The organism is Vibrio sp. GLN_1, from assembly GCF_043106015.1.
Classification (GTDB): domain Bacteria; phylum Pseudomonadota; class Gammaproteobacteria; order Enterobacterales; family Vibrionaceae; genus Vibrio; species Vibrio parahaemolyticus.
Window position 1 is genome coordinate 1 of record NZ_JBICMD010000022.1, and the last position, 23,951, is coordinate 23,951.

Annotated in this window: 18 protein-coding genes; 11 read left to right on the top strand and 7 right to left on the bottom strand. The window is 46.1% G+C overall.

Translation table 11 applies throughout. The features are described from left to right. The first annotated feature begins 337 nt into the window (after positions 1-337). The 3 genes from ACF8OV_RS11455 (at position 338) to ACF8OV_RS11465 (ending at position 2,581) form a co-directional block, all read left to right on the top strand. Complete coding sequence (locus tag ACF8OV_RS11455; protein ID WP_005496545.1) at positions 338-526, top strand: (2Fe-2S)-binding protein; 189 nt, start codon at positions 338-340, stop codon at positions 524-526. A gap of 92 nt (positions 527-618) precedes the next feature. Further along, positions 619-1,095 carry a bacterioferritin gene (bfr, locus tag ACF8OV_RS11460; protein ID WP_005395745.1) on the top strand — a complete coding sequence of 159 codons (477 nt, stop codon included), beginning with the start codon at positions 619-621 and terminating at the stop codon, positions 1,093-1,095. Between the two features lie 208 nt (positions 1,096-1,303). Further along, a complete protein-coding gene (locus ACF8OV_RS11465; RefSeq protein ID WP_005465132.1) occupies positions 1,304-2,581 on the top strand; it encodes a malic enzyme-like NAD(P)-binding protein in 1,278 nt (425 codons plus the stop codon). Between the two features lie 109 nt (positions 2,582-2,690). Here the strand turns inward: ACF8OV_RS11465 and metJ are convergent, their stop codons facing one another. Next, on the bottom strand, positions 2,691-3,011 hold the full coding sequence (metJ, locus tag ACF8OV_RS11470; protein ID WP_005432736.1) for a met regulon transcriptional regulator MetJ: 321 nt from the start codon (positions 3,009-3,011) through the stop codon (positions 2,691-2,693). 227 nt (positions 3,012-3,238) lie between these two features. Here metJ and ACF8OV_RS11475 point away from each other — a divergent pair, with 227 nt between their 5' ends. From ACF8OV_RS11475 to metF, 3 genes are all read left to right on the top strand, one after another. After that, complete coding sequence (locus tag ACF8OV_RS11475; protein WP_203505236.1) at positions 3,239-4,399, top strand: O-succinylhomoserine (thiol)-lyase; 1,161 nt, start codon at positions 3,239-3,241, stop codon at positions 4,397-4,399. A 15-nt stretch (positions 4,400-4,414) separates the two neighbouring features. Further along, positions 4,415-6,823, top strand: coding sequence for a bifunctional aspartate kinase/homoserine dehydrogenase II (locus ACF8OV_RS11480; protein ID WP_140268928.1), 2,409 nt, complete (start codon positions 4,415-4,417; stop codon positions 6,821-6,823). A 275-nt stretch (positions 6,824-7,098) separates the two neighbouring features. Then, positions 7,099-8,001, top strand: coding sequence for a methylenetetrahydrofolate reductase (gene metF / locus ACF8OV_RS11485; protein ID WP_005465139.1), 903 nt, complete (start codon positions 7,099-7,101; stop codon positions 7,999-8,001). Positions 8,002-8,071: 70 nt separating this feature from the next. On the opposite strand, the gene ACF8OV_RS11490 is transcribed toward metF, so the two are convergent. From ACF8OV_RS11490 to argE, 3 genes are all read right to left on the bottom strand, one after another. After that, a complete protein-coding gene (locus ACF8OV_RS11490) occupies positions 8,072-8,611 on the bottom strand; it encodes a PadR family transcriptional regulator (RefSeq protein WP_005395734.1) in 540 nt (179 codons plus the stop codon). Positions 8,612-9,048: 437 nt separating this feature from the next. Continuing rightward, complete coding sequence (gene ppc / locus ACF8OV_RS11495) at positions 9,049-11,682, bottom strand: phosphoenolpyruvate carboxylase (RefSeq protein WP_017449458.1); 2,634 nt, start codon at positions 11,680-11,682, stop codon at positions 9,049-9,051. Between the two features lie 277 nt (positions 11,683-11,959). Further along, positions 11,960-13,096 (bottom strand): acetylornithine deacetylase, encoded by a 1,137-nt coding sequence (argE, locus tag ACF8OV_RS11500; RefSeq protein WP_005465145.1) that lies wholly within the window; start codon positions 13,094-13,096, stop codon positions 11,960-11,962. A gap of 144 nt (positions 13,097-13,240) precedes the next feature. Between argE and argC the strand changes: the two genes are divergently transcribed. From argC to argH, 4 genes are all read left to right on the top strand, one after another. After that, positions 13,241-14,245 (top strand): N-acetyl-gamma-glutamyl-phosphate reductase, encoded by a 1,005-nt coding sequence (argC, locus tag ACF8OV_RS11505; protein ID WP_062852349.1) that lies wholly within the window; start codon positions 13,241-13,243, stop codon positions 14,243-14,245. 21 nt (positions 14,246-14,266) lie between these two features. Further along, a complete protein-coding gene (argB, locus tag ACF8OV_RS11510; RefSeq protein WP_025442306.1) occupies positions 14,267-15,058 on the top strand; it encodes an acetylglutamate kinase in 792 nt (263 codons plus the stop codon). An 89-nt stretch (positions 15,059-15,147) separates the two neighbouring features. Next, positions 15,148-16,362, top strand: coding sequence for an argininosuccinate synthase (locus tag ACF8OV_RS11515; RefSeq protein WP_005465152.1), 1,215 nt, complete (start codon positions 15,148-15,150; stop codon positions 16,360-16,362). A 240-nt stretch (positions 16,363-16,602) separates the two neighbouring features. Next, on the top strand, positions 16,603-18,477 hold the full coding sequence (argH, locus tag ACF8OV_RS11520; RefSeq protein WP_005465154.1) for an argininosuccinate lyase: 1,875 nt from the start codon (positions 16,603-16,605) through the stop codon (positions 18,475-18,477). A 192-nt stretch (positions 18,478-18,669) separates the two neighbouring features. Here the strand turns inward: argH and ACF8OV_RS11525 are convergent, their stop codons facing one another. Further along, complete coding sequence (locus ACF8OV_RS11525; protein ID WP_005480479.1) at positions 18,670-18,942, bottom strand: DUF3624 domain-containing protein; 273 nt, start codon at positions 18,940-18,942, stop codon at positions 18,670-18,672. Between the two features lie 493 nt (positions 18,943-19,435). After that, a complete protein-coding gene (locus ACF8OV_RS11530; protein WP_015297397.1) occupies positions 19,436-20,164 on the bottom strand; it encodes a redoxin family protein in 729 nt (242 codons plus the stop codon). 170 nt (positions 20,165-20,334) lie between these two features. On the opposite strand from ACF8OV_RS11530, the gene oxyR reads away from it, so the two are divergent. Next, entirely contained in the window at positions 20,335-21,243 is a 909-nt protein-coding gene (oxyR, locus tag ACF8OV_RS11535) for a DNA-binding transcriptional regulator OxyR (RefSeq protein WP_005465160.1), read from the top strand. Positions 21,244-21,298: 55 nt separating this feature from the next. Here oxyR and ACF8OV_RS11540 read toward each other — a convergent pair whose 3' ends face one another. Next, the gene (locus ACF8OV_RS11540; RefSeq protein ID WP_140265672.1) at positions 21,299-23,869 is read right to left on the bottom strand and encodes a penicillin-binding protein 1A; all 2,571 of its coding nucleotides are present in this window, start codon (positions 23,867-23,869) and stop codon (positions 21,299-21,301) included. Between the last annotated feature and the right edge of the window lie 82 nt (positions 23,870-23,951).

Below are 23,951 nucleotides of genomic sequence, written 5' to 3' on the forward strand. Positions count from 1 at the left end.
GAATAATTCTTAACGAATTAAACGAAATCTTGCACTCTTCTTCTTTTTGAAGAAAGCGCATCAAGAAAAGGGAGGCTTCGGCTTCCCTTTTTCGTATTTGTTTTTTATTTAGTTATAAGCACAAACTGAAGGTGCTCCCTTCTTGTTTTAAAAAAAACAACCTCTTACTTGAAGTATGTTTTTTCTGATTCGCAGTTCCCTCATAAGTGATTGATCCTCTCTTTCCCAACAAAAACCTATATAACGAAATGTTCTCAACACGTTCTCAATACGAGTGGTAACAAGAACCATTCCCGTTTATATTCTTGTCTTCGGTTTTTATTAGAAAGGTTTTTATATGTACGTTTGTCTTTGCCATGGCGTCTCCGACAAAAAAATTAGGAAGTTGGCGATAGATGAAGGTGTCACTGATATTCGAGGTATTAAGAGATGCACTGCTTTGGGGAGCCAGTGTGGTAAGTGCATTAAGCAGGCGAAAGAAATCCTAGCAGAAACACATTACACAGAATTAAGACAAGCCAGTTAACTACCTCATTGCTTTTTGAGGATTACTTGGTCTCTTTGACACCTTCTCATTTGCTTCTAAAGTTAATAGAAGCCAAATAGGAGGGCTTTGTCATGAAAGGCGATCCAATCATCATCCAACATCTCAATAAAGTGCTCGGTAACGAGCTCATCGCTATCAATCAATATTTTCTTCATGCTCGTATGTATAAAGACTGGGGGTTAAAGCACCTTGCCGATAAGGAATACCACGAGTCGATTGATGAAATGAAGCATGCTGACCACCTTATCGAGCGGATCTTGTTCTTGGAGGGATTACCGAACCTTCAAGATCTTGGAAAGCTAATGATTGGTGAAGATACTAAGGAAATGCTCGAATGCGACCTTAAACTGGAGATGGCGGCCATTCCGGATCTAAAAGATGCGATTGCCTATGCCGAAGATATTCGCGACTATGTTTCGCGTGATTTATTTCAAGATATTCTCGAAGATGAAGAAGAGCATGTGGACTGGCTTGAGACCCAACTTGGCTTGATTGAAATGTCAGGCATTGAAAACTACCTTCAAGCTCAGTATGTCGATGAAGAGTAACGAACATACTGACGCATTGTTCAAAAAGAATTCATATCATAAAAAGAGCACCTGACCAGAAAATCAGGTGCTTAACACACTTATCTGGTCTAATCTCTTTTATTATCGGCTTTTTAAGGATATTGCTCGCAATCTTACCTATGAAGATTGATTTCTATCCTTTAGAATTTATGCCCCCTTACCTAAAAATAACAAAGAGAAACGATCCATGTCTGAAGACAATCGCCAAGCAGCCACCCCAGAAGAAGAACATCGCCAAAAAGCTCTGGATTACCATGCTTACCCAACCCCGGGTAAAATCGCTGTCGAATTAACTAAACCAGCCGAAACTGCTGGTGACCTTGCTCTTGCATACAGTCCTGGCGTGGCTGAGCCTGTACGTGAAATCGCACAAAACCCTGACAACGTGTACAAGTACACAGCGAAAGGCAACATGGTTGCGGTTATTTCAAACGGTACCGCTATTCTTGGTCTAGGTAACCTTGGCCCACTTGCCTCTAAGCCTGTAATGGAAGGTAAAGCGTTACTGTTTAAGCGTTTTGCTGGCCTTGATTCAATTGATATTGAAGTGAAGCATCGCACGATTGACGAGTTCGTTGATACGGTTGCGAACATTGCTGACACTTTCGGTGGTATCAACCTTGAAGACATCAAAGCACCAGACTGTTTTGAAATTGAAAAGCGTTTGATTGAGCGTTGTGACGTACCAGTATTCCACGATGATCAACATGGTACGGCTATCGTGACAGCTGCAGGTATGCTCAATGCTATCGAGCTGCAGGGTAAGAAGCTTGAAGATTCAACGATTGTTTGTCTTGGTGCTGGTGCTGCAGCCGTTGCGTGTATGGAGCTGCTTATCAAGTGTGGCGCAATGCGCGAGAAGATCTACATGCTGGATCGCAAAGGGGTGATCCATACTCGTCGTGATGATCTGAATGAGTACAAGCAACTGTTCGCAAACAATACAGACAAGCGCACACTAGAAGATGTGATCGAAGGTGCAGACCTATTCCTAGGTGTATCTGGTCCAAATCTATTGCCACCAGAAGCGTTGAAACTCATGGCTGACAAGCCAGTTGTGTTTGCTTGTTCAAACCCAGATCCTGAAATTAAACCTGAGCTAGCACATGCAGTACGTGATGACTTAATTATGGGTACTGGTCGCAGTGATTATCCAAACCAAGTGAACAACGTGTTGTGTTTCCCTTTCATTTTCCGTGGTGCGTTAGATGTACGTGCGAGTGAAATCAATGACGACATGAAGCTGGCGGCGGTTGACGCAATTCGTGCATTGGCAAAAGAGCCTGTACCTGAATCGGTACTAAAAGCTGCAGGTGTTGAGAAGCTAGAATTTGGTAGCGACTACATCATTCCTAAGCCAATGGATCCACGTCTACTACCTCGCGTAGCAAAAGCGGTAGCTCAAGCGGCAGTAGATTCCGGTGTTGCTCGTATCGAGATGCCAGAAAACTACATGGCAGAGTAATTTACTCAGCCACATTGAACACAAAAATGGGACGCATTGACGTCCCATTTTTTATATCTCCAAAAACTGCCCCCGGCGCAGCTCCTAAAGCGGATGAATTTGTAAGCAATTATTCTTCGTCAAATGCTTCGAATTCGATACCCATCGCCGTCATTAACGCTTTTGCTTCAGTTGGAATGTCATCCGGTCTGTCTTTACGAAGGTCTTCATCCGTTGGTAATGGCTGACCTGTATATGCGTGCAGGAATGCTTCACATAGTAGTTCGCTGTTGGTTGCATGGCGTAAGTTATTGATCTGACGACGTGTACGCTCATCAGTCAGCACTTTTAAAACTTTTAGCGGGATAGAAACGGTAATTTTTTTTACTTGTTCGCTTTTTTTACCGTGCTCAGCATATGGGCTAATGTATTCACCATTCCAGTCAGCCATTGCACACCTTCATTTATGTAATAAGTTGAAAATTAATATAGGTGCTGATTTTAGCCGCATTTACTGCCACAAGCAAAGACATATGGACGTCTAGAAGTGTTGACGTCTCATTTTTTGACAAGTAAAGTGAACAGAACAGTTAAGGAAGAGTGTTGTTCAGATAGATCTGACAAATTAGATATAGCGCATTCCTATTTAGAAGTCATCACCTGTGAAAGGATACACCCATGAGCACCCGCAAGCCTGCGACCATTGCTGTACGCACTGGTATCGAATCAGACAGCCAATACCACGCTGTTGTTCCACCAATCTACCTTTCAACCAACTATGGTTTCCCTGCTTTTGGTGAAGTCCCTAAATACGATTACACGCGTTCAGGTAACCCAAACCGTGGTTTGCTAGAGAGTGCGTTATCAGAGTTAGAGTCTGGCAAAGGCGCAGTGGTGACTAACTGCGGTACTTCCGCACTTAACTTGTGGGTATCGGCTTTTCTTGGGCCAGATGATCTGATTGTTGCACCGCATGATTGCTATGGTGGCACATACCGTTTGTTCAATACACGGGCTAACAAAGGCGACTTCAAAGTGCAGTTCGTTGATCAATCCGACGAGCAGGCTTTTGATGCCGCATTGGCGAAAAAGCCAAAGCTTATTTTGTTAGAAACTCCATCGAACCCTTTGGTTCGTGTGGTTGATATTGCAGCGGTATGCGGAAAAGCCAAACAAGTGGGCGCTTTGGTTGCGGTAGACAATACCTTTTTGACACCGGTGTACCAAAAGCCTTTGGAGCTCGGTGCTGATTTTGTTATCCACTCAACTACAAAATACATTAACGGTCACTCGGACGTGATTGGTGGTGTGGTGATCACCAAAACAGAAGCGCACGCAGAAGAGCTTGCATGGTGGGGAAACTGTATTGGCGCCACGGGTACGCCTTTCGATAATTACATGACGTTGCGTGGGATCCGCACTTTAGGCGCCCGTATGCGAGTGCACGAAGAAAGCTCTCAACACGTACTCAACTACCTACAACAGCAGGCTTTGGTCGCGAAGATTTACCATCCGAGCTTGTCAGATCACTCTGGTCACGAAATCGCGAAAAAGCAGCAGTCGGGTTTTGGTTCTATGTTGAGCTTTGAATTTGCAGGCTCATTTGAGCAACTTAAAGTGTTTGTTAAAGAGCTCGAACTGTTTTCTCTTGCAGAGTCGCTTGGTGGCGTGGAGAGTTTGATTTGTCACCCCGCATCTATGACGCATCGAGCCATGGGGGAAGAGGCGTTAGCTGAAGCAGGCGTGTCGCATCAGCTGCTTCGTCTGTCTGTGGGTTTAGAGGATGCACAAGACCTGATTGCCGATCTCGATCAAGCCTTTGTAAAAGCTGCTCAGTAATAGGAGAACTAAAAAATGAGTGTACAACGTCAGTTACATAAATTTGGTGGCAGCAGCTTAGCAAACCCTGAATGTTACTTACGTGTGGCCGATATTCTCAAAGAATACTCTGCCGAGAATGATCTGGTGGTGGTATCCGCCGCGGGGAAGACCACTAATCGCTTGATCGAGTTTCTGGAAGGTTTAGACAAAGATGGCCGTATTGCGCATGAAGCACTGCAAGGCTTAAGACAATTCCAGTCGGAGCTAATTGAATCTTTATTAGAAGGCGAGGTGCAGACGCAATTGCTCGCTTCTTTGCATGATGAGTTCAGTACCTTAGCCGAGCTGACTGCGCCACTGACGGATGCGCAAAAAGCGGCAGTGTTGGGTCACGGTGAAGTGTGGTCTTCACGTTTATTGGCTTCCTTGCTTTCACAGCAAAATGTTCCTGCGGTCGCACAAGATGCACGTGCATTTTTACGTGCAGAAGCAGGTACTCAACCAGAAGTTGACCGTGCGCGTTCTTATCCCCTGATTAAGGAGGCGTTGGCGCAACACAGCCACAAACGCGTCATCATCACCGGATTTATGGCGCAAAATGAGGCAGGAGAAACCGTGCTGTTGGGGCGGAATGGCTCGGATTATTCCGCAACCGTAATCGGTGCTTTGGCGGAAGTGACAACCGTAACCATTTGGAGTGATGTTGCTGGTGTTTACAGTGCGGATCCCCGTTTGGTGTCGGACGCATGTCTGTTGCCTTTACTGCGCTTAGACGAAGCGAGTGAACTGGCCCGCCTTGCAGCGCCGGTCTTGCATAGCCGTACGTTACAACCTGTCGCGCAAAGCACGATGGACTTAAGCCTCAAGTGCAGTTATCAACCTGAATCGGGGTCAACGCGTATTGAGCGTGTACTTGCTTCTGGGCGTGGAGCGAAAATCATCACTTCTTTGGATGAGGTATTGTTGATTCAATTGTCCTTTAGACATGGTCATGACTTCAACAAAACCCAAAGTGATGTTTTAAAGTCTCTTCAACGTGCGCAACTCGAGCCACTCTCTTACGAAGCCCAAGCCGATCAGCAAAAATTACGCTTAGCGTACACCACAGAGATTGCGACAGGTGCGCTGAAGTATCTACAAGATCTTGCGGTTGAAGCTGAAATCAAACTCAAAGAAGGCTATTCACTTGTGGCAGCTGTCGGAGCGGGCGTAACGAAGAATGCCAACCATTGTTTCGGTTTTTACCAAAAATTGAAGCACGCACCAGTTGAATTTGTTTCTGAAACTGAATCAGGTTTAAGCCTAGTTGCGGTACTGCGTCGCACCGATACCGAAGCATTAGTGCAGTTGATTCACAGCCAGTTATTCCAAGCGCAAAAGCGCGTAGCGGTAGCGTTATGTGGCAAAGGCAATATCGGTTCTAGCTGGTTAAATCTATTTGCGACTCAGAAAACAGAACTCGAAAAACGCCACGGTATGAGCTTTGACTTAGTCGTCGTCGTCGATAGCCAGACATATTGGTTTGCTGAAAAGGGTATCGATGCGGCGGCGGTTGCCGACAAGTTTGATGATGAAAGTATTGAGAACGATGGGACGTGGCTGAGTCGGTTGGGCGATTTACAAAGTTATGATGAAGCCGTGGTATTGGACGTGACCGCGAGCAAAGAGTTGGCGCAACGTTATGTTGATATCGCCCAACAAGGCATCCATTTAATTTCTGCTAACAAAGTTGCAGGCTCTGCCGACAGTCAATACTACCACCAAGTGCAAGATGCATTCGTGAAAATCGGTCGCTACTGGCTCTACAACGCGACGGTTGGGGCAGGGTTACCTATCAACCATACCGTGCGAGATCTGCGTGAAAGTGGTGATGAGATTGTGGCGTTATCCGGAATCTTCTCGGGAACACTTTCTTGGTTGTTCCAGCAGTTTGATGGCTCGGTGCCGTTTAATGAGTTGGTCGATTTAGCGTGGCAACAAGGATTAACAGAACCGGATCCGCGTGCTGATTTAGATGGTTCGGATGTCATGCGTAAACTGGTTATCTTAGCGCGTGAGTCTGGTCTGGATATTGAACCGGACAGCGTAAAAGTGGAATCACTGGTACCTGAAGAGCTGCGCTCTCTGAGTTTGGATGAGTTCTTTGATAATGGCGCACTGCTCAGTGAGATTCTTCAAGAGCGTCTAACCAAAGCACAAAGAGATGAGCAGGTGCTTCGATATGTGGCGCGCTTAGAGAAAAATGGCAAAGCGACGGTGGGCGTAGAAGCATTACCGCGCGAACATGCACTGGCTAACTTGCTGCCATGCGACAACATTTTTGCGATTGAAAGTAAATGGTACAAGGACAACCCTTTGGTGATTCGTGGCCCAGGAGCAGGACGCGAGGTGACCGCTGGTGCAATCCAATCGGATCTCAACCGCTTAGCTGGATTATTCTAAACTTTGCGAGATACCTAAAAACCCTGGAATTCATCCGGGGTTTTTTATTCCTTCCTCAGTGCCATACTTAAAATAAGATTTGCCATTTTCAAACGTTGTTATGAGTAAATAGCAGATGCGAATTAACTTGAACTATCCTCATTATTAACGCGAGAAAAATTCATAATCACAAGGTTGACATTAAATAACATTCAATACATTCTGTAGACATATAGACGTCTAAACGTCGATTCAAGGATTTTGATTTCGTGGCGGAGTGCCACAGGGAGAGTAAGATGGGATACACGCACGCAGGCCATATCGACGCCTTAAACCAGAATATCGCTGAGTTGTCAGATAACATTAATGTCTCGTTTGAGTTTTTTCCGCCAAGCAGTGAAAAGATGGAAGAAACGCTGTGGAACTCTGTGCATCGTCTCAAAACGCTCAAGCCTAAATTTGTTTCGGTAACATACGGAGCAAACTCTGGTGAGCGTGATAGAACTCACTCTATTATCAAGGAAATCAAAGCAGAGACTGGCTTAGTTGCTGCGCCTCACCTCACTTGTATCGATGCAACACGTTCAGAGTTGATTGAGATTGCTGATGATTACTGGAATAACGGCATCGAAAATATCGTTGCGCTGCGTGGTGACATCCCACCTGGTGGCGGTGCTCCAGATATGTATGCTTCGGACTTGGTTGAGCTACTAAAATCTCGTCACGATTTTGATATTTCTGTGGCGGCTTTTCCAGAAGTGCATCCAGAGGCAAAAAGTGCTCAATCGGATCTGCTAAACCTAAAGCGTAAAGTGGATGCTGGTGCAAACCGTGCCATTACTCAGTTCTTCTTTGATGTGGAATCTTATCTGCGTTTTCGTGACCGCTGTGTTGCGGCGGGAATCGATGTAGAAATCGTACCGGGTATTTTGCCAGTTTCGAACTTTAAGCAAGCCTCACGTTTTGCGGCGCAGAATAACGTTAAAGTGCCAGGATGGATGAGCAAACAGTTTGAAGGTTTGGATGATGATCCTGTGACTCGCCAACTTGTAGGTGCAAGCCAAGCTATTGATATGGTTCGTGTACTAAGTCGCGAAGGTGTAAAAGATTTCCACTTCTATACGCTGAATCGTGCGGAGATGACTTATGCGCTATGCCATACTTTGGGTGTTCGCCCTCGTGTAGCCGTAGAAGCGTAAATCCGGTTTCAAAAAGACAAAAGGCTTGCCAAGTGGCAAGCCTTTTTCGTTGTCTCTAAGTAAAAGGAAATTAACCAATCACTTCAAGTTCTGTTAGGACTTCTTCTGCCCAAGTGATCCACGTTTCACGTAACAGTAGGTTACGACGAAGCGTTAGGCGCTCTAAACGAGCTTGTTTGTCCAAAGTTGAAGGCGTTGCGTAGTAAGCAGCTTCAATTTCTTTGTAGTGAGAAACCAATTTACGAGACTCTTCAACAAGTTCTGCTAGTTGATCACGGAAAGGTGTTGATGGTTGAACTGCACAAGCCATAAGTTTCGCTGAAAATTCATCACGAACGGTTGGGTGTGCAGTTGGTTGATCAAACCATTCTCCAAGAGCGCTACGGCCTGCATCTGTGATGGAGTAAACCTTACGGTCTGGTTTGCCTTCTTGAGGTTCTAGTACGCAAGTAACCAGCTCTTTCTCGGCCATTTTATTTAGCTCACGGTAAACTTGTTGGTGGCTTGCTTTCCAGAAGTAACCGATGCTAGCAGAGAATTCTTTAGTGATATCGTAACCGGTTGCGTCGCGAGTGCTAAGAACAGTTAAGATTACGTGTGGTAATGACATGTCTTCAATCCAAATGGTCAATAAACTTGTAAACAAGCTACTTACACTTTCAGCTGCGCTCTTACTGGCGCTTGAGTTTTTTAATGTATAAGTAGCACCAACAAAGTTGGTCCTGTCACCTTAAAGCCGTTTATCACCTAGAGATGGGGATCCCCATCAGGGCTGGAGCAGGTATGATTGGATTTATGAGCTCTCAGCAGGCAAGTAGTATATAAATAATAAGCATGAAGTGGAATACTAGGACAAAATTACCCTGAAAAACTAACATAATACTCAATAGAGTTATTTTGTAGTTAATAATTCTAATTTGTTGGTATTTTATGGGTTTTTTGTAGTGTAAATATCTGGTTATTTGCTGCGCAATTATGTGGTGGGAAGTTATGAATATAAGAAAGGCTGAGTATGAACTCAGCCTTTTGTATTACGAATGGTTATTTTTAACCCGTATTACGCATACCTGCTGCAATACCCGCGATGGTCACCATCAGAGCCTCTTCAAGGTTTGCAGACGCCTCTTCTGTTTGACGAGTACGGTATAGCAATTCAGCTTGAAGCATGTTCAATGGCTCTACGTAGATGTTACGTAGGCGAATTGATTCTTGGCCCCATGGGTCGCTTTGCATTAGGTTTTCGTTGTTCTCTACGTTCAGTACGGACTTAATATCACGTTGAAGCTGTTCACGCAGTCGGTCACCCAATGGTTGAAGTTGAGGTTCAACTAGGCGTTGGTCATAGTAGCGAGAGATTTCCATGTTGCACTTGGTGTACACCATCTCAAGCATACCTAGGCGAGTTGAGAAGAACGGCCATTCGCGACACATTTCTTCCAGTAGCGCCTGATGACCTTTGTCTACTGAGTACTGAATAGCTTCACCTGCGCCTAACCAAGCCGGAAGCACCAAACGGTTTTGGCTCCACGAGAAGATCCAAGGAATTGCACGTAAGCTTTCTACACCGCCATTTGGATTACGTTTCGCAGGGCGTGAACCAAGCGGCAGTTTTCCTAGCTCTAGTTCAGGCGTCGCTTGACGGAAGTATGGAACAAAATCTGGTTCGCCACGGACGACGCCACGGTAAGCTTCACAGCTCACTTCCGACAGCACTTCCATCAAGTCGCGCCATTCTTGTTTTGGCTCTGGTGGTGGCAGTAGATTTGCTTCCAAAATGGCGCTTGCATACAAGTTGAAGCTGTTTACCGCAACATCTGGTAGACCCAGTTTAAAGCGGATCATTTCGCCTTGTTCTGTTACGCGTAACCCGCCTTTCAAGCTCTTTGGTGGTTGAGACAGCAGAGCCGCGTGTGCAGGTGCGCCGCCGCGACCAACGGTGCCGCCACGACCATGGAACAGAGTCAGCTCAACACCTTCGCCTTCTGCCACTTTAACTAGAGATTCCATAGCATGGTACTGAGCCCAGCCTGCCGACATGACGCCTGCATCTTTTGCTGAATCAGAGTAGCCGATCATAACCATTTGGTGGTTTTGAATAAAGCCACGGTAAAGGTCGATACTCATTAGCTGCTTAATGACCGATTCTGCATTGTTCAAGTCGTCTAGAGTTTCGAACAAAGGGCAAACATCCATACGGTAAGGGCAGCCCGCTTCTTGCAGTAATAGGTGCACAGCGAGTACGTCTGAGGCGGTACGAGCCATTGAGATGACGTAAGCACCGAACGCTTCGCGCGGTTGCAGAGCGATGATCTTACAGGTGTCTAAAACCTCTTTGACAGGCTCTGATGGTTCCCAATCGCGTGGCAGTAGCGGACGTTTAGACGCAAGTTCATTGGTGAGGAAAGCAATTTTATCTTGCTCGCTCCACTGTTCGTAATCACCAATGCCGAGGTATCGAGTCAGCTCAGAGAGTACATCTGCGTGGCGCGTACTTTCCTGGCGGATATCAAGACGAACTAGGTGAACGCCAAACGCTTTCACACGACGCAGCGTATCTAGCAACGAACCGTCAGCGATGACGCCCATGCCGCACTCATGCAGTGATTGGTAACACGCGTACAGAGGATCCCAAAGCTGTTCAACTTTTTGTAGCGGTGCTTTGACTGCCAGTTTTTGACCGTGGATCTTCGCATCAAGAATATCTTTGGTTTCATTGAGCAGAGCACGTAGTTGTTTCAGGATTGCGCGGTATGGTTCATGTTGATCTTCACCAGCAAGTTCACGAACTTGATCGTTAGAAACGGTCATAGAGAGTTCGCTGATCAATTCATTGATGTCATTGAGATAAAGGTCAGCGGCTTTCCAACGAGACAGAAGCAGTACTTCACGCGTTACGCTATGAGTAACGAACGGGTTGCCATCACGGTCACCCCCCATCCAAGAAGAGAAATGCACTGGACGAGCATCAATTGGTAAACCTTCACCTAGGTAAGACTTCAGACGATCATTCATTTCACGTAGGAAATCTGGCACTGCTTCCCACAGTGAGTTTTCTACTACGGCAAAGCCCCATTTCGCTTCATCCAATGGAGTAGGGCGTTGTTGACGAATCACGTCAGAATGCCAGCTTTGTGCGATAAGTTGCTCTAAGCGACGCTCTGTTTTTTTGCGTTCTTTAGAAGACAGGTCGCTGAGTTCTAGTTTGGATAAACACTCGTTGATCTTGACCAGTTTATTGATCATGGTGCGGCGAGTGATTTCCGTTGGGTGCGCGGTTAATACCAGTTCAATATTCAAATCACGTACCGCTTGAGCCGTATCGAGTTTGCTAACATCGTTTTGTACCAGTTTTGAAAACAGCGAGTTGATCGCGTCTGGTTCACAGATGTGCTCTTCACAGTGACGTGAAATGGTGTGGTATTGCTCGGCAATATTGGTGAGGTTTAGAAATTGGTTAAACGCACGGGTGACTGGCGTTAGTTGCTCATCGGGTAGGTGTTTGATTTCTTCTATCAAGCTTTCCCTGTCTGCTTGATTACCTGCTTGAGCCGATTTGGATAATTTACGAATGGTCTCCACTTTCTCGAAGATTTCTTCGCCGTGGGCATCGCGAATCGTGTTACCCAGTAAGTGGCCTAACATGCGCACATTGCTTTTAAGTGCGGCGTATTTCTCGTTCATTGTCGTCCTGCCTCGTAAAAAAACTACATCCATTGTCCTTGTTAAGACTCCAATCTAGCGAAAAGCACCAGTTCTAGTCAAATAAAGCAGACTAAGTTTGCAATTATTCGGCGTCTCTCCTGATTTAGAGCAAAGTTTCGACGAGCATAGAATTAAAAGTGAAAATTAATTACAAAATAACAAGTTAAATTCGTGTTAACGGTGCATAAAACCTTGTGCTTTGAGAGCCAAAATATGCAGCTCATCGGAGCTGCATAAAGGCTTTTTTTAAACTCAATCAACAACAATACTTAACCATCGCCTTTGAGAGCACATCAATGGTTGGGTCGATAAAATCAAAGGAGAGAAACTCATCTGGTTGGTGCGCTTGTTCGATAGAACCAGGGCCAAGTACCAGAGTCGGACACAGTTGCTGCAAGAAAGGCGCTTCCGTGCAGTAGTTGACGGTTTGCGAACTGGTTTGACAGATCTCTTCAACACCACCGATAAATGGATGATCGTGCTGACATTCATATCCTGGAATTGGCTCATGCAACGGTACGATGTCGATTCGTCCCGGCCATTTAGCTTCTACTTCTTGTAGTGCGCTGCGCAGCATGTTTTCTAAACCGTCCAAACTGATGCCCGGCAATGGGCGAACGTCATAGTGCAACTCGCAACAACCACAAATACGGTTGGCACTATCACCGCCATGGATATGGCCTAAGTTCAACGTTGGACTAGGGATGGCAAATCCTGGGTGGTGATACTCTTTAATGAGTTTGTCGCGCAGTTGCATCATCGCAAACAACACTTCATGCATGATTTCAATCGCGTTGACGCCCAAAGCTGGGTCAGAGGAGTGGCCGGATTTACCGGTAACCCGAATCGCATTGGCGACATGCCCTTTGTGGCCACGAATAGGAACTAAGCTAGTGGGTTCTCCAATGATGCAGTAATCCGGCTTGAACGGCGCGTTTGTGGTGAAGTGTCTTGCACCGAGCATGGTAGTTTCTTCATCACAGGTGGCCAATACGTAAAGCGGCTTGTTTTGCTTGCTCCAATCCACTTTTTTTACTGCTTCATAAATGAAAGCAAAGAAGCCTTTCATGTCTGCAGTACCCAGACCGTAGAAGCGGTTGTCTTTCTCAGTGAGCTTATGGGGATCAAAGCTCCAGCGTCCTTCATCAAATGGCACGGTATCGCTGTGCCCAGCAAGCAAAAGACCGCCTTCGCCTTCGCCCATGCGTGCAATCATATTGTGTTTGCCTGATTCGACTTCGATCACCTCAACGTGAAAACCAAGATCTTTAAACCAAGTGGCGAGTTTCTCGATCACTTTGGCATTGCCTTGATCCCAGCTTGGATCAGTCGAGCTGATCGAAGAGGTACTAATGAGTCCTTCATAGACCTCTAGAAAAGTTGGTAATTGCATGGATTCTTCAATTCTCCTATTGACAGACAGAGCACAAAAATGTAAAACACATATTAACTCATATTTAATGAATAAAAAATCAAAATAAAGCTAATTTTAAATATGAATAATCATTTTGAGCTTTAAGTATATGGATGTCACACAATGCTAAAAACCACAATTATCGGAGCCAGCGGTTACACCGGCGCAGAGTTAGCGTTCATGGTTAATAAACACCCACAACTCACGCTATCAGGTTTATACGTTTCCGCCAACAGTGTCGATGCAGGAAAAACCATTGCACAGTTACACGGTAAATTGGCGAACGTGGTCGATATGGTGGTGAATGCGTTGACCGATCCAAAGCAAGTTGCGCAAGACTCTGATGTGGTTTTTTTAGCTACGGCTCATGAGGTCAGCCATGATCTTGCTCCTATCTTTCTCGACGCTGGATGTCAGGTCTTTGATTTGTCCGGCGCGTTTCGTGTCAAAAGCGATGGCTTTTACGACACCTTTTACGGCTTTGAGCATCAATTCAACAACTGGCTAGATAAAGCGGCGTATGGCTTAGCGGAGTGGAACCAAGAAGAGATTAAAAGCGCTCCTTTAGTTGCGGTAGCTGGCTGCTACCCAACGGCGTCGCAATTGGCAATTAAACCACTACTTGTCAGTGGCTTGCTGGATACTCAGCAATGGCCAGTCATTAACGCGACAAGCGGTGTCTCTGGTGCAGGGCGTAAAGCCTCAATGACCAACAGTTTTTGTGAGGTTAGCCTTCAGCCTTACGGTGTATTCAATCATCGTCACCAACCAGAAATTGCCCAGCATTTAGGATGTGATGTGATTTTTACTCCTCATCTTGGCAACTTTAAACGCGGCATTCTTGCTACTGTCACGATGAAGTTGGCGCAAGGTGTAACGGAGCAACAAGTTGCTCAAGCTTTTGAACAAGCTTATCAAGGTAAGCCAGCCGTACGCCTCAAAGGTGATGGCATTCCACGTATTCAGGATGTTGAAAATACCCCTTTTTGCGATATCGGCTGGAGGGTGCAAGGCGAACACATCATTGTTATTTCGGCCATCGACAACCTACTTAAAGGTGCATCGAGTCAAGCGATGCAGTGTTTAAATATTCATTACGGTTACCCAGAACTGACAGCGTTGCTATAGTCGTTGAAAGAGGGAAAAGCAATGACGCAAACCAATCAAGCTCCTTTAGTCATTAAGCTAGGCGGTGCGGCTTTATCTTGCACTCAAACCTTAAGCCAACTGTTTGGTGCCATCGCGGCATACCAGAAGTCGGCGCAGCGACAAATCGCCATCGTTCATGGCGGTGGCTACTTGGTGGATGAGTTGATGGCGAAACTTCAACTTAAGACCGTAAAGAAACATGGTCTACGTGTGACGCCATACGATCAAATTCCAGTCATTGCCGGTGCGCTGGCTGGAACGGCAAATAAGTTACTGCAAGGTCAAGCGATTGCCGATGGTTTGAATGCGGTGGGCTTGAGCCTAGCGGATGGTGGTCTTTGTCACGTCGAAGAGTTAGACCCTGAATTAGGCGCGGTGGGCAAAGCGACGCCGGGTGATTCAGGCCTACTTCAAGCGATTTTAAATACGGGCGCACTGCCTATCATCAGCTCTATTGGTCTCACGACTGAAGGTCAAATGATGAACGTGAATGCGGATCAAGCAGCGGTTGCCGTCGCAGGTGCTTTGGACGCGGAGTTGGTGCTGTTGTCAGATGTAAGCGGTGTGTTAGATGGCAAAGGTCATCTGCTTAAAAGCTTATCTGAGAAAGAAGCCAATGCGCTGATCGAAGGCCAAGTGATCACTGATGGGATGATCGTCAAAGTGAAAGCTGCTCTCGAAGCCGCAAACGATCTTGGTCGTCCGATAGAAGTGGCGACGTGGCGCTACCCAGAAAAACTCACGCAGTTATTTGCTGGTGAAAGTATTGGAACACAGTTTCTGCCTCAATAAGCGGAAGCAAAACAGTTAAAGAATTCAACATTAGGAAGTGGTTGGCACTGACCGCCGAGCGCAGCGCCAGTTAAGTTTGGAGAAAAAACATGAGCAAAGTGAACGTAAATAAAGTGGTAGTCGCATACTCAGGCGGTCTAGATACTTCAGTAATCATCCCGTGGCTAAAAGAGAATTATGACTGTGAAGTCGTCGCTTTCGTGGCCGATGTAGGTCAAGGTGCTGAAGAGCTTGAAGGCATCGAAGCGAAAGCAAAAGCATCTGGCGCATCAGAGTGCTACATCGCTGACCTAAAAGAAGAAATGGTAGCAGACTACATCTACCCAACACTAAAAACCGGTGCTTACTACGAAGGTAAATACCTGTTGGGTACATCAATGGCGCGTCCTATCATTGCTAAAGCGCAGGTTGAAGTTGCACGTAAAGTGGGCGCGGACGCATTGTGTCACGGCTGTACTGGTAAAGGTAACGACCAAGTGCGTTTCGAGGGCGCGTTTGCTGCGTTAGCACCAGATCTACACGTTATCGCTCCATGGCGTGAGTGGGATTTAGTGAGCCGCGAACAATGTCTGGATTACCTTGCAGAGCGTAACATTCCTTGTTCAGCGTCTCTAACGAAGATTTATTCACGTGATGCGAACGCATGGCACATTTCTACTGAAGGTGGTGTGCTAGAAAATACATGGAATGCACCAAACGAAGATTGCTGGGTCTGGACCGTTGACCCTGAACAAGCGCCAAATGAAGCTGAATACGTTACGTTGAAAGTCGAAAAAGGTGAAGTTGTGGCAGTGGATGGTGAAGCGATGACACCATACAACGCGCTAGTTTACTTAAACGAAAAAGGCGCAAAACACGGTGTGGGTCGTATTGATATCGTAGAGAACCGTTTGGTGGGAATGAAGTCTCGTGGCTGTTACGAAACTCCGGGAGGTACCATCATGATGGAAGCTCTGCGCGCAGTTGAACAATTGGTGCTAGACAAATCGTCATTCGAGTTCCGTGAAGAACTTGGTCTAAAAGCCTCTCACCTTGTGTACGACGGTCGTTGGTTTACACCGCTATGTAAGTCGATTCTTGCTGCCTCAGAAGAGCTAGCACAAGACGTCAATGGCGAAGTGGTTGTTAAGCTATACAAAGGTCAAGCAACGGTAACGCAAAAACGTTCTGACAACAGCTTGTACTCAGAAGAGTTCGCTACTTTTGGTGAAGATGAGGTTTACGATCAAAGTCATGCTGGTGGCTTCATCCGTCTTTACTCGCTATCAAGCCGTATTCGTGCATTGAATAGCCAGAAAAAATAATCACTCCCCATCTCGGATTGAATAAAGGCCTGCCAACATATGGCGGGTCTTTTTTTATTACCCAAAGAGTCGCAAATTAAGTGGGGGTGAATATATATGTAAAAATATTGAATTTATACTTTATTTTTATATTGAATTGCCGTAACGTTGGCGTATAAGAAAAAGTGAGCAAATGACCACCGATTTCGTCATCACTCATTAGACACGTTAGAGTAAGCAATAGTCATCAGGAGAGACGCAATGGCATTATGGGGCGGAAGATTTACCCAAGCGGCAGATACCAGATTCAAAGAGTTCAACGATTCGTTGCGTTTCGACTACCGATTGGCTGAGCAAGATATCGTAGGCTCAATTGCGTGGTCTAAAGCATTGCTTTCGGTTGGTGTATTATCAGCAGAAGAGCAGCAAAAGCTCGAGCTCGCTTTAAATGAGTTGAAACTCGAAGTGATGGAAGATCCGCATCAGATTTTACGCTCTGATGCTGAAGACATTCACTCGTGGGTGGAACAGCAGTTGATCAGCAAAGTCGGCGACTTAGGTAAAAAGCTGCACACTGGTCGTTCTCGTAACGACCAAGTGGCGACCGACTTAAAGCTTTGGTGTCGTCAGCAAGGGCAGCAACTTCTTATTGCACTTGATCGTCTGCAATCGCAAATGGTGCAAGTGGCGAAACAGCATCAAGGTACGGTTTTGCCTGGTTATACTCACTTACAACGTGCTCAGCCTGTGACGTTTGCTCATTGGTGTTTGGCGTATGTTGAAATGTTTGAGCGTGATTACTCACGTCTGAGTGATGCGCTGCAACGTTTAGATACCTGTCCGCTAGGTTCTGGCGCGTTAGCTGGTACAGCTTACCCAATTGATCGTGAACAACTGGCGCATAATCTTGGTTTTCACCGTGCTACGCGTAACTCACTCGATTCGGTATCGGATCGTGACCATGTGATGGAACTGATGTCTGTCGCTTCTATTTCTATGCTGCACTTGTCACGTCTCGCGGAAGATATGATTTTCTACAACTCAGGTGAGTCGAACTTCATTGAGTTGGCAGATACAGTGACGTCTGGCTCGTCATTGATGCCACAGAAGAAAAACCCAGATGCGCTAGAGCTCATTCGTGGTAAGACTGGTCGCGTGTACGGCGCACTTGCTGGCATGATGATGACAGTCAAAGCCCTGCCACTGGCGTACAACAAAGACATGCAAGAAGACAAAGAAGGTTTGTTCGATGCTCTTGATACATGGAACGACTGTATGGAAATGGCAGCGTTGTGTTTCGATGGGATTAAGGTTAATGGCGAACGTACGTTAGAAGCCGCGAAACAAGGCTACGCCAATGCCACAGAATTAGCGGACTACTTGGTCGCGAAAGGCATTCCTTTCCGAGAAGCGCATCATATTGTCGGTGTGGCTGTCGTTGGCGCGATTGCCAAAGGTTGTGCACTGGAAGAGCTGTCACTGCAAGAGTTACAAGAGTTCTCTGACGTCATCGACAACGATGTGTACGACATCCTAACGATTGAGTCTTGTCTAGAAAAACGTAGCGCGCTTGGTGGCGTGTCACCAAAACAAGTCGCTTATGCCGTTGATCAAGCGGACAAGCGTTTGGCGCAGCGTGATAGTTCGGCCGTTAAAGTACGTCCTGCACGTTTAACGGATATCGAAACGCTTGAGGGCATGGTTGCGTACTGGGCGAATATGGGCGAAAACTTACCTCGTTCTCGTAATGAACTCGTTCGCGACATTGGCTCATTTGCCGTTGCTGAACATCATGGTGAAGTGACTGGTTGCGCATCTCTGTATGTGTATGACTCTGGACTTGCGGAAATTCGCTCGCTCGGTATTGAGGCGGGTTGGCAAGGACAAGGGCAAGGCAGCGCGATTGTGAACTATTTGGTGGATAAAGCACGTCAAATGGCGATTAAGAAAGTCTTCGTACTAACACGTACGCCAGAGTTCTTTATGAAGCAGAGTTTCTTGCCAACATCTAAGTCTCTGTTGCCAGAAAAAGTGTTGAAAGATTGCGACCAATGCCCGCGTCAACATGCCTGTGATGAAGTGGCGTTAGAGATCAATTTAGTTGAACAGATCATCCAACGCAGTCATGTCGCATAGCGTATTGATTTTGTTAGTATTTAAACAGATATCATTAGAGAACGATCATTTACATAAGTTTTTGCTAAAAAAATCGAAAAAACTTTGAACCTTTGAGAGGAAGCTCGGTCTATTAAAGTACCACTGCTTTTTCTTAGAAGAATCTAAGAGAGCCCCAGAATCGAGATTGATTTTGGGGCTTTTTTCTATCTGTCATTTGTGGTGATCCTCTCCATTCTGTTTCCCGCGACGACGCTGCCACGGCAAGATGACAAAACGCATCCATAAGTGCAGAAACAATAAAATGTTAAATGCAAAGCCCGCAAAGATCAGGGCGATCGATTCAATGCTTTGTGGGTGATCGCGAAAAGCAAACCACCAAATGATCCAACACACAACTGAAAGTACGGTCAATTGATCCATGCATCGTTGACAACGACCGATCTTTTTCCAAAACCAATGTTCTTGGCAGCTACGACAAGCCATGATGTTTACCTCAATTCAACTTGCCCAAGATTAGCAGAAGATGAATAGGCTTTACCATGTGCGCTTGTTAGGTGGTACGGACCCAAAAATGAAAAATTAGCTTGGATGAAATTCTGTAGCACGTAACTGGTGTATGGTGCCGCGTCAGCCGAAAATAGGAAAAGATAATGTCGACAGAACTGAGAGTAGCACTAGGACTTGCCGGGGGATTTTTCACCATTGGGTTCACCGCGATTGTGCTAGTGAGTCGTTATGCGATGATGTAATCCATGAAACTCTAGTCCAGAAAAAAGCCTCGTATCTGCGAGGTTTTTTTGTATTTGGCTTGGGAATAGAAACAAGACGTTATGATGAACAAAAAGTGTTGTATTTAAAATCGTTGATTCAGGTAGTAGAACGATTTAAGAACTAAGGACTTAGATTTGAGCGGGAAGAAACAGGGTGGCCTCCGAGTCAAAGACGCCGGAGACCGGGGGTGTAGGCTATGGACAGGTTAGCCTAGGTAAGTTTCTAGCTCTTCGCTACCACCGATGTGTTTACCGCCGATGAATACTTGCGGGACGGTCGTACGGCCTGTAATAGCACGAAGACTGACGGAAGTTGCATCTTTCCCCAAAATGACTTCTTCATATTGAAGACCGTGATCAATCAAGTTTTGTTTGGCTTTCATACAGAAAGGACAACCAGGCTTGGTAAATACAGTGATCGATTCCTGAGTTCTGTACTCTGGTGCGATGTAGTTCAGCATAGTGTCGGCATCCGATACTTTGAACGGGTCTCCTGGTTCATTTGGTTCGATAAACATCTTTTCAATCACACCATCTTTTACCAGCATGCTGTAACGCCAAGAACGTTTACCAAAGCCGATGTCATTTTTGTCCACGAGCATGCCCATGCCATCGGTGAACTCTCCATTACCATCTGGAATAAAGGTGATGTGCTCGGCTTCTTGGTCGTGTTTCCAAGCGTTCATAACGAATGTGTCGTTTACCGAAATACACAAAATTTCATCAACACCGTGTTCTTTGAACACAGGGAATAGCTCGTTGTAACGAGGTAAGTGGCTAGAAGAACAAGTTGGTGTAAACGCTCCAGGCAAACTGAATACGATCACGGTTTTACCTTTGAATAGATCATCCGAGGTAACGTTCACCCAAGTATCACCTTGGCGAGTCGGGAAAGTAACCTGTGGTACGTTTTGACCTTCTTTAGATACAAACATATTGATTCCTTTAAAATATTCGAGTGAAGCGTTTAGAGCGTGACTTGTCGTTTGGCTCTGTTTCGTTTTGTTGAGCCCATTATTGTAAAAATCCTTTGATAGCTCTAATCGTTTGATGCTATGGTTTTGATAGACATTGACTATCATCAAATAGAAGCGAATCGTGTGTTATGAATATTCGGGATTTTGAGTACTTAGTCGCACTGGCGGAGCACAAGCATTTTCGCAAAGCGGCAGAGGCGTGTTTTGTCAGTCAGCCAACGCTTAGTGGTCAAATACGTAAGCTGGAAGATGAACTCGGCACGGCATTGTTAGAAAGAAGCAGCCGCCGAGTGTTGTTCACCGACTCTGGCTTACAGCTGGTGGATCAAGCTAAACGCATTCTGAGTGAGGTGAAAACCTTTAAAGATATGGCCAGCGGACAGAGTGGGGCGATGACCGGTCCAATGCACATCGGTTTTATTCCGACAGTTGGCCCGTACTTATTGCCTAAAATTCTTCCACAGCTGAAAGAAGAGTTCCCTGAGCTTGAGCTGTTCCTGCATGAGGCTCAAACTCATCAGTTGGTTCGTCAGCTAGAGGAAGGGAAGCTGGACTGTTTGGTATTGGCTTCTGTGGCGGAAACTGCCCCATTTAAAGAGATTGAAGTGTACAACGAACCGCTTAGTGTTGCTGTACCATGTGGTCATGAATGGGCACAGCTCGACCAGGTTGATATGTTGGAGCTCAATGGGAAGACTGTGCTGGCTTTAGGTGATGGACATTGCTTACGCGACCAAGCGTTAGGTTTCTGCTTTGCGGCAGGAGCAAAAGATGATGAGCGCTTTAAAGCCACCAGTTTAGAAACTTTGCGTAATATGGTTGCTGCGGGAGCGGGTATTACTTTGTTGCCTCAGCTTTCTATTCCAGCCGAAAAACAAAAAGATGGCGTTTGCTACATTCCTGCCGTCAACCCTACGCCTTCACGCAGCATTGTTTTGGCGTACCGCCCTGGCTCTCCGTTGCGTGCTCGTTTTGAAGCATTAGCAGCGAAAATCAAAGCAATTCTAGAGTCGCAGCCATCTTCTATGGCCGCTTAACGTTATAAAAAAGGGGAGAGCCAACGCTCTCCCCTTATCTTTTTTTTCGTTTGGTTTAGAACAACTCTTCCGTTGTGCCACCAGAACCGCTTGAATAAATGCTGTCTTCGAGGCTGTTACCAACGTATTCGGTTGGCTCCGTGCCTTTCTCAAAGTATTCAAACATGGACGTGCTATCCACTTTATGAGTCAGCAGACCGCTGTTGCGATCGATGCGAACGCGCACGATGTCATCTGGAATATTCTTGCCTTGTTCTGGCTTGCCTTCCAATGCCACTTGCATAAAGTCAATCCATGCTGGTTCTGCTGTTTTCGCACCTGATTCAGCACCAGATACTTGGCCTTGACCCAAATTGCTGTTCACCGTCGTGCGGCCTAACGCGCGTGAGTGATCATCGAAGCCCACCCATGCAATAGCAACCACGCCCGGACCATAACCGTTGTACCATGCATCTTTTGAATCGTTAGTCGTACCAGTTTTACCACCAATATCACGACGCTCAAGTTTTTGCGCACGCCAGCCGGTACCGTTCCAGCCAGTTCCTTCACGCCAGTTGCCGCCACCCCAGATGTTGCTGTACATCATTTCACGCATCAAGAATGCGTTTTGTTCAGAGATCACTTGTGGTGCGTATTTTGGTTCATCATTTTCTAGTGCGTTCTCTGGAGCTTGGCCATCAACGGCAACGTCTTGCTCACCGAACTCACTGGCAAAGCGATCCATTTCTGGTTGTGGGCTCATTTGTGGGCAATCTTGATGACAAACGCTCTTAGGGTTGGCTTTAAACAAAACTTCGCCAAATGCATCTTCAACGCGTTCGACGTAGAACGGCTCAACATAGTAACCGCCGTTTGCAAAAACCGAGTAACCTTGTGCCACTTTCATTGGCGTTAAGCTACCCGCACCCAATGCGATAGTTTCTGAGCGAGGTACTTCGTTGATATCGAATCCAAAGCGAGTTAGGTACTGACGAGTTTCATCCAGACCCACTTCACGTAAGGTACGAACCGCCATTACGTTTTTCGATTGCGCTAAGCCAATGCGAAGGCGAGTTGGACCGCCGTAAGTTGGAGGCGAGTTCTTTGGTCGCCATGCCGATCCTGAACCTGCGTCCCATTTGTTGATTGGCGCATCGTTGATTAGAGTTGCTAACGTTAGGCCTTTATCGATAGCGGCTGAGTAAATAAATGGTTTGATACTAGAACCAACCTGACGCACGGACATGGTTGCGCGGTTAAACTTGCTGTGAACAAAGTTAAAACCACCTACTAGTGACAAAATGCCGCCATTTTCAGGATTCATCGCGACAAATGCGGTGTTCGCGCTAGGCACTTGGCTTAGCTTCCAGCTACTTTGAGTGTTGCCATCTTCATCGGTGGTCGTTAGCTCGCGAACCCAAATTTGTTCACCTGCAGCTAAAACCTCTTGTGCAGATTTTGGCGTTGAACCTTGACGGTTATCGGTGAGGAATTTGCGTGCCCAGTTCATGCCAGTCCAAGGGATGGTTTGTGCGTCGTTATTTTTCACAACAACTTGCGCTGTTTTGCCTTCCACTTTTGTCACGACAGCAGGGTAAAGATCGCCGTAAGTTGGCTGGCCTTTTAGATGCTTCTCAATTTGTTCTGCATCCCAAGCGGCTTCCCCTTCTTTCCACAACACTTTTTCTGCGCCGCGGTAGCCATGACGCTCGTCATAAGCCATTAGGTTGTTTACCGCAGCGTTATTGGCAGCGTCTTGCAGTTTAGAGTCAACCGTCATGTAGATATTCAAACCCGACGTATAGGCTTTCTCTTCACCGTACTCTTTTACTGCCCATGCACGTGCAAGCTCGGCAACGTAAGGCGCAGACACTTCAATTTCTGCACTGTGGTAACGAGCAATGATTGGTTCGTTACGTGCTTCATCGAATTGCTCTTGCGTAATGTACTTTTCATCGAGCATACGCATTAGCACAACGTTACGACGTTTTGTTGCACGTTCTAGCGAGTAAATTGGGTTCATGGTTGAAGGGGCTTTTGGCATCCCCGCAAGTGTCGCAATTTCACTAAGCGAGAGCTCATTTAGGCTCTTACCAAAATACACCTGAGCTGCTGCACCAAAACCGTATGAGCGATAGCCAAGGAAGATCTTGTTAACGTAAAGCTCCATGATCTCTTGCTTGCTCAGCAGTTGCTCAATGTGAATGGCAATGAAGATCTCTTTGATCTTACGCATTAGTTTCTTCTCGTTAGATAAGAAGAAGTTACGCGCTAGCTGCTGAGTGATGGTACTCGCACCTTGCTTTGCTGAGCCGGAAAGAGCAACCACGACAGCTGCACGAGTAATACCGATTGGATCGATACCAGGGTGCTCGTAAAAACGGCTGTCTTCGGTGGCGATCAGTGCGTGAATTAGATCTTGAGGAATTTCATCGTAAGTAACAGGAATACGACGCTTTTCACCAAACTGTGCGATCAGCTTCCCGTCTTGACTAAATACCTGCATAGGTGTTTGTAATTCAACGTCTTTTAGAGTTGCAACATCTGGCAATTCCGGCTTCACGTACTGATAGAAGCCAAAAATTGTGGTGACTCCAAGAATTATGCAAATCAATGTTAAAAATAATAAACGCTTTATGAACTTCACCGGAGAATCCCTGATTGGTTGAGGCTGTGTAACGGCAAACCCTTGTACTCTTAGGTCAAAAATTTAGCACATAGAGATATTA